An 11,394-nucleotide genomic window follows, 5' to 3' on the forward strand; every position below is an offset into this window, starting at 1 on the left:
TCCTTGACTACTGGGGATATGTCTGGCAAAGAGTGAAAACGGTTGCAGGTCGTTTTTGTTCAGGGAGATCAAAATGCGACGCCTTCGCTACGGGCTGCGTGGCCCGCTCATCGCCTTGCTGCTGTCGGCGCTCTTCTGGTCATGGCCAGCGGCGGCACAGGAACTGATGGACCCGGGCTTCGCCTACTACGAAGTGGGCGATCTGGATGCACCGCGGCCTGGCCCGCGAGCGCCCGCGATGATGCTGATGGGCGGTGGCGAATGGGTGCCTGAAGCCTTCCAGTGGTGGCTGCGCCAGGCCGGCAATGGCCGTGTGCTGATCCTGCGCGCCTCCGGCACCGATGAGCTGCAGGACCGTCTGTACCGGGAGATTGGCGGCACCACCGCCGTGCAGACCCTGGTGTTCGACAACCGCCGCGGCGCCGATGACCCGGCCGTGCTGCGGGTCGTGGCTGCGGCCGATGCGATCTTCATCGCCGGCGGCGATCAGTCCCGCTACATCCGCTTCTGGAAAGGCACCGCGCTCAATCGCGCGCTGAATGCCCACGTGCGCGCCGGCAAGCCGATTGCCGGCACCAGCGCCGGGCTGGCCATCCTCGGCGGCTACGCCTATGGCGCGCTGGACGGCGGCAGCATCGATTCGGCCAGCGCCATGGCCGACCCGATGGGCGAGGCGGTGACCCTGGACCGCGGCTTCCTGCAGTTGCCCTACCTGCAGCGGGTGGTCACCGACACCCACTTCGACAAGCGCGACCGTCTCGGTCGCCTGATCGTGTTCGTGGCCCGCGCCGCGCATGACAGTGGTGACCCGGACATGGTCGGCATCGGCGTCGACGAAGACACGGCCCTGTGCGTGGAGCCTGACGGCCAGGCCCAGGTCTACAGTGCCGACGGCGAAGGCAAGGTCTGGGTGGTCAGCCCCGGACGCGATGCCGACCGGCTGGTGGAAGGCGAACCGCTGCGCTTCCATGCGGTGCCGGTCACCGTGGTTGCCAGCGGCAGTCGCATGCGCCTGGACGACCTGCAGGCCGACGCGGCCTACCAGGCTTTGGCTGAAATCAGCGATGGCGAGATTGAAGTCGTCCGCCAATGATCCGGTAGCGCCGGGCCATGCCCGGCGGATGCCGCCGCGCTGTGCCTTCCACCAGGCATGGCCCGACGCTACCGTGCAATCCAATCCTTGTCCTGCTGGAGATCTGCTTCCATGAAACTGCGCCTGGCGCTGTCCGCGCTGTTGTCCCTGCCACTGCTGGCCCAGGCCGCACCCACCGCATCACCGCTGCTGGTCATCCACGGCGGTGCCGGGGTGGAGCGCAAGGATCTCTCCGCGGCAGAAGAACAGGCCGCGCGCGCTGCGCTGAAGGCGGCATTGCTGAAGGGCCATGCCGAACTTGCAGCCGGGCATCCGGCACTGGCGGCGGTGACCGCGGCCATCACCGTGCTCGAGGATGATCCGACCTTCAACGCGGGCAAGGGCGCGGTGTTCACCCACGAAGGCCGCAATGAACTGGACGCGGCGGTGATGGACGGTGCCACCCAGGCGGCCGGAGCAGTGGCCGGCGTGCAGCGCGTGCGCAACCCGATCCTCCTCGCGCAGGCGGTGATGCAGAAGTCCAGGCACGTGATGATGGTGGGGCAGGGCGCCGAAGCCTTCGCCACCGAGCAGGGCGTGACCCTGGTCGACCCCTCCTACTTCCGCACCGACAAGCGCTGGCAGCAGCTGCAGCGTGCATTGAAGGAAGAGGCGGGCGGGCAGGCGCATGCCGACCTGGAAACCGCAAAGCACTTCGGCACGGTCGGTGCGGTCGCCCTGGATGCACAGGGGCATCTTGCTGCAGGCACCTCCACTGGCGGCATGACCAACAAGCGCTATGGACGTGTCGGCGATTCGCCGATCATCGGTGCCGGCACCTGGGCCGATGCGCGTTGTGCGGTGTCGGGTACCGGTTGGGGCGAGTACTACATCCGTACCGCGGCAGCCCATGAGATCTGCGCGCGCATGCGCTACCTCGGTCAGTCGCCGGAACAGGCGGGCAAGGGCGTGATCAACGACGCGATTCCGCAGATGGGCGGCGACGGCGGGGCGATCGTGCTCTCTGCAGATGGGAAAGCGGCAGCGCCGTTCAACACCCAGGGCATGTATCGGGGCTGGATCGGGGCCGATGGCGTTGCCCATGTGGCCATCTTTGCCGACGAGACAATCGCGCTGCCTTGAGCAGACCCTTGCGTATCAAGGGGTTTGCGACGCGCGTGAAAAAAAGTGAAAAAAAGCGTTGACAGACCCCCGCTTCATCTCCAGAATTGCGGGCTCACCACCACACACCGCAACGCTTCGGCGGCACGGAATGGGGTGGTAAGGAGGGATACCCAAGCGGCCAACGGGGGCAGACTGTAAATCTGCTGGCTTACGCCTTCGGTGGTTCGAATCCACCTCCCTCCACCAGCTTCACGTTGTGGCACATTCCCGGTGCGGGAGTAGTTCAATGGTAGAACCYCAGCCTTCCAAGCTGATGRYGCGGGTTCGATTCCCGTCTCCCGCTCCATTGAATGAACTTTGAATATTATCGAGTTCATGCCATAATGCAAAACTCGCTCACATAGCTCAGTCGGTAGAGCACTTCCTTGGTAAGGAAGAGGTCGAAGGTTCGATTCCTTTTGTGAGCACCATCTTCAGCACCACACCAGACGAATTCGAGATAAGCAGCCATGGCCAAGGGTAAGTTCGAGCGCACCAAGCCGCACGTCAATGTCGGCACCATCGGTCACGTCGACCACGGCAAGACCACGCTGACCGCCGCACTGACCAAGATCGGTGCCGAGCGCTTTGGTGGCGAGTTCAAGGATTACTCCGCGATCGACGCTGCGCCGGAAGAAAAGGCGCGTGGCATCACGATCTCGACCGCGCACGTCGARTACGAATCCACCGTTCGTCACTACGCCCACGTCGATTGCCCGGGCCATGCTGACTACGTCAAGAACATGATCACCGGTGCTGCCCAGATGGACGGCGCGATCCTGGTGTGCTCGGCCGCTGACGGCCCGATGCCGCAGACCCGCGAGCACATCCTGCTGTCGCGTCAGGTCGGCGTGCCGTACATCGTCGTGTTCCTGAACAAGGCCGACATGGTTGACGATGCCGAGCTGCTGGAACTGGTCGAAATGGAAGTCCGCGAGCTGCTGAGCAAGTACGACTTCCCGGGCGACGACACCCCGATCATCTCGGGTTCGGCCCGTCTGGCGCTGGAAGGCGACCAGAGCGACATCGGCGTGCCGGCCGTCATCAAGCTGGTCGAGGCGCTGGACACCTGGATCCCGACCCCGGAGCGTGACGTCGACAAGGCGTTCCTGATGCCGGTCGAAGACGTGTTCTCGATCTCGGGCCGCGGCACCGTGGTGACCGGTCGTATCGAGCGCGGCGTGATCAAGGTCGGCGAAGAAATCGAAATCGTCGGCATCCGTCCGGTGCAGAAGACCACCGTGACCGGCGTGGAAATGTTCCGCAAGCTGCTGGACCAGGGYCAGGCAGGCGACAACGCCGGTCTGCTGCTGCGCGGCACCAAGCGTGACGACGTCGAGCGTGGCCAGGTTCTGGCCAAGCCGGGTTCGATCAAGCCGCACACCAAGTTCGACGCCGAAGTGTACGTRCTGTCGAAGGACGAAGGCGGCCGTCACACCCCGTTCTTCAAGGGCTACCGTCCGCAGTTCTACTTCCGTACCACCGACATCACCGGTGCGGTCGAGCTGCCGGAAGGYGTCGAGATGGTGATGCCGGGCGACAACGTGAAGATGGTTGTCACCCTGATCAAYCCGGTCGCCATGGACGCCGGCCTGCGCTTCGCCATCCGYGAAGGTGGCCGTACCGTCGGTGCTGGCGTGGTTGCCAACATCCTCGAGTAATCTGCTAGACTCTGCGCCCCGATGTTGCCTGGGTAGGGCATCGGGGCGTATCAAACGGGAAAGTAGGCACAGGATGTGCYTTGTGTTCCCCRGACCAGGAAGGGTCAATGCCATTCAGGCGGCGTCAACAGGAGACTGTTGACAGCTGCCTTGCGTGCCATTATGCTTCTCCGTCTGGGCAGGCCGGTTTCACGGGTCTGCCTATGCATTTGGGGTCTACGGATTGACCTTGTCGGCCTGCGGGAATGCGGGCCGTCTGTATTCAGGGATTTCATGGGGCAAAGCAACCCAGAGGCTTTGTCTGTCGCTCTTTTATCGAAGGAACCTACCGCCATGGCGGACCAAAAGATCCGGATCCGGCTGAAAGCGTTCGATCATCGTCTGATCGACCGTTCGGCCAGCGAGATCGTTGAGACGGCGAAGCGGACCGGCGCGCAAGTGCGTGGCCCGATCCCGCTGCCGACCAAGATCGAGCGTTACACCATCCTCGTCTCCCCGCACGTCGACAAGGACGCGCGTGACCAGTACGAGACCCGCACGCACAAGCGCGTGCTCGATATCGTTGACCCGAATGACAAGACCGTGGACGCGCTGATGAAGCTCGAACTGGCTGCCGGCGTCGACGTTCAGATCAAGCTGACCTGAGGACTACGACCATGACGAAGAAGTATTCGTTGGGCTTCGTGGGCCGCAAGGCTGGCATGAGCCGCGTGTTCACCGAAGATGGCCGTTCCATTCCGGTGACCCTGATCGAAGCAACCCCCAACCGCATCGCGCAGATCAAGACCGTCGAAACTGACGGCTACAGCGCCGTGCAGGTGACCGTCGGTGCGCGTCGCGCTGCCCTGGTCAACAAGCCGGAAGCCGGCCACTTCGCCAAGGCGAAAGTGGAAGCGGGCCGTGGCCTGTGGGAATTCCGCGTTGAAGACGCCCAGCTCGGCGATTTCGCCGTGGGTGGCGAAGTCAAGGCGGACATCTTTGAAGTCGGCCAGATCGTCGACGTCCAGGGTGTCACCAAGGGTAAGGGCTTCCAGGGCACCATCAAGCGCTACAACTTCCGTATGGGTGACGCTACCCACGGCAACTCGCTGTCGCATCGCGCGCCGGGTTCGCTGGGTCAGCGCCAGACGCCCGGCCGCGTGTTCCCGGGTAAGAAGATGTCCGGTCACATGGGCGCCGTGCAGCAGAGCACCCAGAACCTGGAAGTTGTCAAGGTCGACGTCGAACGCGGTCTGATCGCGGTTCGCGGCGCCGTTCCGGGCGCGGCGGGTGGCGACGTGATCGTCCGTCCGGCGAGCAAGGCATAAGGAGAGATGACGATGGAACTCGTTATCACGGGTAGCAATAACAAGGTCTCGGTCTCCGACGCCGTGTTCGGTCGCGATTTCAGCGAAGATCTGGTTCACCAGGTTGTCGTTGCTTACCGCAACGCCGGTCGCGCCGGCACCAAGGCGCAGAAGACTCGCTCCGAAGTGGCAGGTACCACCAAGAAGTCGAAGAAGCAGAAGGGCGGCGGCGCGCGTCATGGCGCACTGACGGCTCCGATCTTCGTCGGCGGCGGTGTCACCTTCGCGGCAAAGCCGCGCAGCTTCGAGCAGAAGGTCAATCGTAAGCAGTACCGTGCCGCCATGTGCGCGATCCTGTCCGAGCTGAACCGTCAGGGCCGTCTGACCATCGTGGAGTCCTTCGATGTCGAAGCGACCAACACGAAGGCTCTGATCGCCAAGCTGGCCGGCCTGGAAGTGGGCAAGCGCCCGCTGATCGTCACTGAAGAAGCCTCCGAGCACCTGTACCTGTCGGCTCGCAACATTCCCTACGTGGAAGTGCGTGACGTCCAGGGCCTGGATCCGGTGTCGCTGGTCGGTGCCGACACGGTCGTCATCACCGCTGACGCGGTCAAGAAGGTCGAGGAGTGGCTGGCATGAACAGCAACGAAAAAATCTTCAGCGTGCTGCTCGCCCCGCGTGTCTCCGAAAAGACCGCGCGCCTGCAGGAACTCTCCAATCAGTACGTCTTCGAAATTTCGAACGAAGCCACCAAGGCCGATGTAAAGGCCGCGGTTGAGCAGCTGTTCGACGTCAAGGTCGAAGCAGTCAACGTGGTCAACGTCAAGGGCAAGAACAAGTCCTTCCGTAACCGCGCTGGCCGCCGCGGCGATTGGCGCAAGGCGTACGTTCGCCTGGCCGACGGCCAGTCGATCGATGTAACGGCCAAGGCCTGAGGTACATCCCATGCCATTGATGAAATTCAAGCCCACTTCTCCCGGTCGCCGTTCGGCCGTGCGCGTGGTTACTCCCGACCTGCACAAGGGCGCTCCGCACGCTCCGCTGGTCGAGTCGCAGAGCCGTTCCGGTGGTCGTAACCACCACGGCCGCATCACCGTGCGTCACGTCGGTGGTGGCCACAAGCAGCACTACCGCCTGATTGACTTCAAGCGCAACAAGCTGGGCATCCCGGCGCGCGTGGAACGCATCGAATACGATCCGAACCGCACCGCGCACATCGCCCTGCTGTGCTACGTCGACGGCGAGCGTCGCTACATCATCGCCCCGAAGGGTCTGAAGGCTGGCGATCAGGTGATCGCTGGTTCGGATGCTCCGATCAAGGCGGGCAACACCCTGCCGCTGCGCAACATCCCGGTCGGTACCACCATCCACTGCATCGAGCTGAAGCCGGGCAAGGGCGCTCAGATCGCTCGCGCTGCAGGTGCTGCCGTGCAGCTGGTTGCTCGTGAAGGCATCTACGCCACCCTGCGCCTGCGCTCGGGTGAGATGCGCAAGGTTCCGGTTGAGTGCTGCGCGACCATCGGCGAAGTCGGCAACGACGAGCACAGCCTGGAAAAGCTGGGCAAGGCCGGTGCCAAGCGCTGGCGCGGCGTCCGCCCGACCGTTCGTGGTGCTGCCATGAACCCGGTTGACCACCCGCACGGTGGTGGTGAGGCGAAGGCCGGCCAGGGTAACCCGCATCCGGTCACCCCGTGGGGTGTTCCGACCAAGGGTTACAAGACGCGCCATAACAAGCGCACTCAGCAGTTCATCGTCCGCGATCGTAGGGGCTAATCGACCATGGCACGTTCACTCAAGAAGGGCCCGTTTGTCGATCACCACCTGGTTGCTAAGGTGGCTGCCGCTGCGGGTAGCAAGCGTCCGATCAAGACCTGGTCGCGTCGTTCGATGATCCTGCCTGACATGGTAGGCGTCACCATTGCCGTGCATAACGGCAAGAACCACATCCCGGTTCTCGTCAACGAGAACATGGTCGGCCACAAGCTCGGCGAATTTGCCATCACCCGGACCTTCAAGGGTCACGGTGGTGACAAGAAGTCGGGCAAGTAAGGAGAGATGACAATGGAAGCGAAAGCCATCCTGCGCACCGCGCGCATCTCCCCGCAGAAGGCACGTCTGGTCGCTGACCAGGTGCGCGGTCTGCCGGCCGAGCGTGCCGTCAACCTGCTGAAGTTCTCGGACAAGAAGGCTGCCCACCTGATCAAGAAGGTGGTGGAGTCGGCTATTGCAAATGCCGAGAACAACCAGGGCGCCGACGTCGACGAGCTGAAGGTTCAGACCATCATGGTAGATGAAGGTCCGACCCTGAAGCGTTTCATGGCGCGGGCGAAAGGCCGCGGTACCCGCATCCTCAAGCGCACCAGCCACATCACTGTGGTTGTGGGCGCCGCCAAGTAAGCGGATAAGGAAAAGACCATGGGTCATAAAGTTCATCCGATTGGTATCCGCCTCGGCATTTCCAAGGACTGGAACTCCAAGTGGTACGCCAACAAGGCCGAGTTCGCTGGTTACCTGGCAGCCGACCTGAAAGTGCGCGAAATGCTGCGCAAGAAGCTGGCGCAGGCCGGCATCAGCAAGATCCTGATCGAGCGTCCGGCAAAGACCGCTCGCGTGACGATCCACACCGCCCGTCCGGGCGTGGTGATCGGCAAGCGCGGTGAGGACATCGAGAAGCTGCGCAAGGAAGTGAGCGAGATGATGGGCGTCCCGGCGCACATCAACGTCACCGAAGTGCGCAAGCCCGAGCTGGACGCACAGCTGGTTGCCGAATCGATCGCGCAGCAGCTGGAGCGTCGCATCATGTTCCGCCGCGCAATGAAGCGCTCGGTCGGCAACGCGATGCGCCTGGGTGCCCTGGGCATCAAGGTCAACGTCGGTGGCCGCCTCAACGGTGCAGAAATCGCCCGTTCGGAGTGGTACCGCGAAGGCCGCGTGCCGCTGCACACCCTGCGTGCCGACATCGACTATGGCTTCGCTGAAGCCAAGACGACCTACGGCATCATCGGCATCAAGGTCTGGATCTACAAGGGCGAGGTCTTCGATTTCTCCCAGGTTGGCCAGGAAAAGCAGGACGACACCCCGTCGCGCAACGATCGTCATGATCGCGGCGACCGCGGTGACCGTCAGCGCCCGGCTCGTGAAGCGAGGTAACGACAATGTTGCAACCCAAGCGAACCAAGTACCGCAAGGTGCACAAGGGCCGTAACGAAGGCCTCAGCTGGAGCGCAAACGCTGTCAGCTTTGGCGAGTACGGCCTGAAGGCAACCGCCCACGGTCAGCTGACCGCGCGTCAGATCGAAGCGGCTCGCCGTTCGATCAGCCGCTACGTGAAGCGCGGCGGCAAGATGTGGATCCGAGTGTTCCCCGACAAGCCCATCACCAAGAAGCCCATCGAAGTTCGAATGGGTTCGGGTAAGGGCAACGTGGAATACTGGGTGGCCCAGATCCAGCCCGGCCGCATGATCTATGAAATCGAGGGTGTTACCGAGGAAGTGGCACGCGAGGCGTTCCGCCTGGCCGCTGCCAAGCTCTCGGTCACCACCACTTTCGTGACCCGGACGGTGCGCTGATGGATATCAAAACTCTCCGTGAAAAGTCGGCTGACGACCTCAAGGCCCACCTGATCGACCTGCGTAAGGAACAGTTCTCTGTCCGTATGCAGCAGGTCACCGGCCAGCTGCCGAAGACACACGACATCCGCCGGGTGCGTCGCGAAATTGCTCGCGTCAAGACCCTGCTCGGCAGCACGAAGTAAGGATGGCCGCTATGAGCGACAATACTGAAAACAAAGCGCTGCGCACGGTCGAAGGCCGTGTCGTCAGCAACAAGATGGACAAGACGGTTACCGTCCTGGTCGAGCGTCAGGTCAAGCACGCACTGTACGGSAAGTACATCAAGCGCTCGACGAAGCTGCACGCCCACGATGCCGACAACGCCTGCAAGGAAGGCGATGTCGTCCGCGTGACCGAGATTGCTCCGATGTCCAAGACCAAGAACTGGCGCGTGGTGGAAGTCATCACGCGTGCGGCTGAATAAGGAGTCTGAATCATGATCCAGATGCAGAGCTACCTTGACGTCGCCGACAATTCTGGTGCCAAGCGAGTGATGTGCTTCAAGGTGCTGGGTGGTTCCAAGCGCCGTTACGCCGGCATCGGCGACATCATCAAGGTCACCGTGAAGGATGCGATTCCGCGCGGCAAGGTCAAGAAGGGTGAAGTGTATGACGCCGTCGTGGTGCGTACCCGCAAGGGTGTGCGTCGCGCCGACGGCTCGCTGATCCGCTTCGACGGCAACGCCGCCGTTCTGCTTAACAACAAGCAGGAGCCGATCGGGACCCGTATCTTCGGGCCGGTGACTCGTGAACTTCGTTCGGAGAAGTTCATGAAGATCGTCTCGCTCGCTCCCGAAGTGCTGTGAGCGACAGGAGATAATCATGGCTAACCGTATCAAGAAGGGCGACCAGGTTGTCGTCAACGCCGGCAAGGACAAGGGTAAGCAGGGCGAAGTCGTCCGCGTCGATGGCGACCGTCTGGTCGTCGCCAACGTGAACATCGTCAAGCGCCACACCAAGCCGAACCCGCAGGCAGGTGTTGCCGGCGGCGTGGTCGAGCGTGAAGCGTCGATCCATATCTCCAACGTGAATGTGCTGAACCCGGCTTCGGGCAAGGGCGAGCGCGTTGGCTTCAAGGTGCTGGAGGATGGACGCAAACTGCGTGTGTTCCGCTCCAGCGGTGAGGCGCTCGACGCCTGAGGAATGAGAAGATGACTTCCCGTCTCGAAAAGTTTTACAAGGAAGAAGTGGTGCCGGCGCTGATGAAGCAGTTCGGTTACACCAATTCCATGCAGGTGCCGAAGCTGGTCAAAGTCACCCTGAACATGGGTGTCGGCGAAGCGGCCACCAACAAGAAGATCCTGGAAAACGCCGTTGGCGACATGACCAAGATCTCGGGCCAGAAGCCGATCGTCACCAAGTCGCGTATCTCGGTGGCATCGTTCAAGATCCGTGATGGTTGGCCGATCGGCTGCAAGACCACGCTGCGTCGCCACAAGATGTACGAGTTCCTGGACCGCCTGATCAACATCTCGCTGCCGCGCGTGCGCGACTTCCGTGGTGTTTCCGGTCGTTCCTTCGACGGTCGCGGCAACTTCAACATGGGTGTGAAGGAACAGATCATCTTCCCGGAAATCGACTTCGACGCTGTCGACGCGATCCGCGGTATGGATATCGCCATCACCACCACTGCGAAGACCGACGCGGAAGCGAAGGCGCTGCTGGCAGCGTTCAAGTTCCCGTTCCGTAACTGATTCGTCGAGGAAACCGAAATGGCAAAGACCTCCATGGTCAACCGCGACATCAAGCGGAAGAAGCTGGCTGAAAAGTTCGCTGTCAAGCGTGCTGCTCTGAAGAAGATCGTGTCCTCCCCGGACGCGAGCTACGAAGAGAAGATCGAGGCCGCCACCAAGTTGTCGAAGCTGCCGCGCGATTCGTCGCCGAGCCGCCATCGCAACCGTTGCGAACTGTCTGGCCGCCCGCGTGGCGTGTACAGCAAGTTCGGCCTGGGTCGCAACAAGCTGCGTGAAGCCACCATGCGTGGCGACGTTCCGGGCCTGCGCAAGGCCAGCTGGTAACCCCAGCCGGTCCTGCCAGCGAGGGCTCCCCACGGGGGGGCTTCGCAGCCGGGGAGGGGAGGCGTTCAGCTTTCCCTCTGCAAAAAACCGAAGAGCCCGACGCAAGTCGGGCTCTTTTGGCGTATACTCCCGCGTCTTGCTCTGCGCAACGCGTAGGGGTAGGGGGCCTGGCCCGTTTCCAGGAGACAACAGATTTTCGCGAAAGCGGATATCGGTGCACTCAAAGGTACTCATATGAGCATGACTGATCCCATCGCCGACCTGCTGGTCCGCATCAAGAATGCGGCAGCGGTTGGCAAGCAGACGGTGAAAGCCCCGTCGTCCAAGATCAAGGTTGCGATCGCCCAGGTCCTGAAGGACGAGGGTTACATCGCCGACCTGCGCGTGACCGCGCTCGAGAACAACAAGTCCGAGCTGGAAATCGTGCTGAAGTATTTCGAAGGCAAGCCGGTCATCGCGACCCTGAAGCGCTTCTCGCGTTCGGGCCTGCGCCAGTACCGCGGCAAGAGCGAACTGCCGAAGGTCATGAACGGCCTGGGCATTTCCATCATTTCCACTTCCAAGGGCATCATGACTGATGCGC

At 62.3% G+C, this 11,394-nt stretch carries 19 protein-coding genes and 3 tRNA genes; all 22 read left to right on the forward strand.

Going from position 1 to position 11,394, the window contains the following annotated elements:
- Positions 1-73: 73 nt before the first annotated feature.
- Positions 74-1,093, forward strand: a complete 1,020-nt coding sequence (locus tag AC1DJN_RS16740; protein WP_442252029.1) for a cyanophycinase — start codon at positions 74-76, stop codon at positions 1,091-1,093.
- A 111-nt stretch (positions 1,094-1,204) separates the two neighbouring features.
- Positions 1,205-2,215: an isoaspartyl peptidase/L-asparaginase family protein gene (locus tag AC1DJN_RS16745; protein WP_478013641.1), complete on the forward strand. Its 1,011-nt coding sequence runs from the start codon at positions 1,205-1,207 to the stop codon at positions 2,213-2,215.
- 142 nt (positions 2,216-2,357) lie between these two features.
- Positions 2,358-2,443 (forward strand) — tRNA-Tyr (locus tag AC1DJN_RS16750).
- A 26-nt stretch (positions 2,444-2,469) separates the two neighbouring features.
- Positions 2,470-2,543, forward strand: a tRNA-Gly gene (locus tag AC1DJN_RS16755).
- A gap of 48 nt (positions 2,544-2,591) precedes the next feature.
- Positions 2,592-2,667 (forward strand) — tRNA-Thr (locus tag AC1DJN_RS16760).
- Positions 2,668-2,706: 39 nt separating this feature from the next.
- Positions 2,707-3,897 carry an elongation factor Tu gene (tuf, locus tag AC1DJN_RS16765; protein WP_032977440.1) on the forward strand — a complete coding sequence of 397 codons (1,191 nt, stop codon included), beginning with the start codon at positions 2,707-2,709 and terminating at the stop codon, positions 3,895-3,897.
- 333 nt (positions 3,898-4,230) lie between these two features.
- The gene (rpsJ, locus tag AC1DJN_RS16770) at positions 4,231-4,542 is read left to right on the forward strand and encodes a 30S ribosomal protein S10 (RefSeq protein WP_010341589.1); all 312 of its coding nucleotides are present in this window, start codon (positions 4,231-4,233) and stop codon (positions 4,540-4,542) included.
- Between the two features lie 11 nt (positions 4,543-4,553).
- Complete coding sequence (gene rplC / locus AC1DJN_RS16775) at positions 4,554-5,204, forward strand: 50S ribosomal protein L3 (RefSeq protein WP_025879301.1); 651 nt, start codon at positions 4,554-4,556, stop codon at positions 5,202-5,204.
- Positions 5,205-5,216: 12 nt separating this feature from the next.
- Positions 5,217-5,822, forward strand: a complete 606-nt coding sequence (rplD, locus tag AC1DJN_RS16780; protein ID WP_025879302.1) for a 50S ribosomal protein L4 — start codon at positions 5,217-5,219, stop codon at positions 5,820-5,822.
- Positions 5,819-6,118 carry a 50S ribosomal protein L23 gene (gene rplW, locus AC1DJN_RS16785; RefSeq protein WP_025879303.1) on the forward strand — a complete coding sequence of 100 codons (300 nt, stop codon included), beginning with the start codon at positions 5,819-5,821 and terminating at the stop codon, positions 6,116-6,118. The genes rplD and rplW overlap by 4 nt, the downstream gene beginning before the upstream one ends.
- 10 nt (positions 6,119-6,128) lie before the next feature.
- On the forward strand, positions 6,129-6,956 hold the full coding sequence (gene rplB, locus AC1DJN_RS16790) for a 50S ribosomal protein L2 (RefSeq protein ID WP_025879304.1): 828 nt from the start codon (positions 6,129-6,131) through the stop codon (positions 6,954-6,956).
- Between the two features lie 6 nt (positions 6,957-6,962).
- Entirely contained in the window at positions 6,963-7,232 is a 270-nt protein-coding gene (gene rpsS, locus AC1DJN_RS16795) for a 30S ribosomal protein S19 (RefSeq protein WP_004145340.1), read from the forward strand.
- A gap of 12 nt (positions 7,233-7,244) precedes the next feature.
- Positions 7,245-7,580, forward strand: coding sequence for a 50S ribosomal protein L22 (gene rplV / locus AC1DJN_RS16800; protein ID WP_004145348.1), 336 nt, complete (start codon positions 7,245-7,247; stop codon positions 7,578-7,580).
- Positions 7,581-7,598: 18 nt separating this feature from the next.
- Complete coding sequence (gene rpsC, locus AC1DJN_RS16805; RefSeq protein WP_004145350.1) at positions 7,599-8,333, forward strand: 30S ribosomal protein S3; 735 nt, start codon at positions 7,599-7,601, stop codon at positions 8,331-8,333.
- A 5-nt stretch (positions 8,334-8,338) separates the two neighbouring features.
- Positions 8,339-8,752: a 50S ribosomal protein L16 gene (gene rplP / locus AC1DJN_RS16810; protein WP_025879305.1), complete on the forward strand. Its 414-nt coding sequence runs from the start codon at positions 8,339-8,341 to the stop codon at positions 8,750-8,752.
- Positions 8,752-8,937: a 50S ribosomal protein L29 gene (gene rpmC / locus AC1DJN_RS16815; protein ID WP_025879306.1), complete on the forward strand. Its 186-nt coding sequence runs from the start codon at positions 8,752-8,754 to the stop codon at positions 8,935-8,937. The genes rplP and rpmC overlap by 1 nt, the downstream gene beginning before the upstream one ends.
- 11 nt (positions 8,938-8,948) lie before the next feature.
- Positions 8,949-9,218 (forward strand): 30S ribosomal protein S17, encoded by a 270-nt coding sequence (gene rpsQ / locus AC1DJN_RS16820; protein WP_004145355.1) that lies wholly within the window; start codon positions 8,949-8,951, stop codon positions 9,216-9,218.
- Positions 9,219-9,230: 12 nt separating this feature from the next.
- Positions 9,231-9,599, forward strand: a complete 369-nt coding sequence (gene rplN, locus AC1DJN_RS16825) for a 50S ribosomal protein L14 (protein WP_025879307.1) — start codon at positions 9,231-9,233, stop codon at positions 9,597-9,599.
- A 16-nt stretch (positions 9,600-9,615) separates the two neighbouring features.
- On the forward strand, positions 9,616-9,933 hold the full coding sequence (gene rplX / locus AC1DJN_RS16830) for a 50S ribosomal protein L24 (RefSeq protein ID WP_025879308.1): 318 nt from the start codon (positions 9,616-9,618) through the stop codon (positions 9,931-9,933).
- An 11-nt stretch (positions 9,934-9,944) separates the two neighbouring features.
- On the forward strand, positions 9,945-10,487 hold the full coding sequence (gene rplE / locus AC1DJN_RS16835) for a 50S ribosomal protein L5 (protein ID WP_025879309.1): 543 nt from the start codon (positions 9,945-9,947) through the stop codon (positions 10,485-10,487).
- An 18-nt stretch (positions 10,488-10,505) separates the two neighbouring features.
- Entirely contained in the window at positions 10,506-10,811 is a 306-nt protein-coding gene (rpsN, locus tag AC1DJN_RS16840) for a 30S ribosomal protein S14 (RefSeq protein ID WP_032977438.1), read from the forward strand.
- A 234-nt stretch (positions 10,812-11,045) separates the two neighbouring features.
- Positions 11,046-11,394 (forward strand): 30S ribosomal protein S8 (gene rpsH / locus AC1DJN_RS16845; protein WP_478039535.1); only part of this gene is annotated, 349 nt, incomplete at its 3' end.

It is taken from the genome of Stenotrophomonas sp. 05L414_2, assembly GCF_056397905.1.

Coding starts and splice junctions, on each gene's coding strand:
- rpmC (WP_025879306.1), top strand. CDS start 8,752: ATGGATATCAAAACTCTCCGTGAAAAGTCGGCTGACGACCTCAAGGCC.
- rplB (WP_025879304.1), top strand. CDS start 6,129: ATGCCATTGATGAAATTCAAGCCCACTTCTCCCGGTCGCCGTTCGGCC.
- rpsS (WP_004145340.1), top strand. CDS start 6,963: ATGGCACGTTCACTCAAGAAGGGCCCGTTTGTCGATCACCACCTGGTT.
- rplV (WP_004145348.1), top strand. CDS start 7,245: ATGGAAGCGAAAGCCATCCTGCGCACCGCGCGCATCTCCCCGCAGAAG.
- rpsJ (WP_010341589.1), top strand. CDS start 4,231: ATGGCGGACCAAAAGATCCGGATCCGGCTGAAAGCGTTCGATCATCGT.
- rpsC (WP_004145350.1), top strand. CDS start 7,599: ATGGGTCATAAAGTTCATCCGATTGGTATCCGCCTCGGCATTTCCAAG.
- rplP (WP_025879305.1), top strand. CDS start 8,339: ATGTTGCAACCCAAGCGAACCAAGTACCGCAAGGTGCACAAGGGCCGT.
- AC1DJN_RS16745 (WP_478013641.1), top strand. CDS start 1,205: ATGAAACTGCGCCTGGCGCTGTCCGCGCTGTTGTCCCTGCCACTGCTG.
- rpsN (WP_032977438.1), top strand. CDS start 10,506: ATGGCAAAGACCTCCATGGTCAACCGCGACATCAAGCGGAAGAAGCTG.
- rplC (WP_025879301.1), top strand. CDS start 4,554: ATGACGAAGAAGTATTCGTTGGGCTTCGTGGGCCGCAAGGCTGGCATG.
- rplX (WP_025879308.1), top strand. CDS start 9,616: ATGGCTAACCGTATCAAGAAGGGCGACCAGGTTGTCGTCAACGCCGGC.
- rplD (WP_025879302.1), top strand. CDS start 5,217: ATGGAACTCGTTATCACGGGTAGCAATAACAAGGTCTCGGTCTCCGAC.
- rplW (WP_025879303.1), top strand. CDS start 5,819: ATGAACAGCAACGAAAAAATCTTCAGCGTGCTGCTCGCCCCGCGTGTC.
- AC1DJN_RS16740 (WP_442252029.1), top strand. CDS start 74: ATGCGACGCCTTCGCTACGGGCTGCGTGGCCCGCTCATCGCCTTGCTG.
- rplE (WP_025879309.1), top strand. CDS start 9,945: ATGACTTCCCGTCTCGAAAAGTTTTACAAGGAAGAAGTGGTGCCGGCG.
- rplN (WP_025879307.1), top strand. CDS start 9,231: ATGATCCAGATGCAGAGCTACCTTGACGTCGCCGACAATTCTGGTGCC.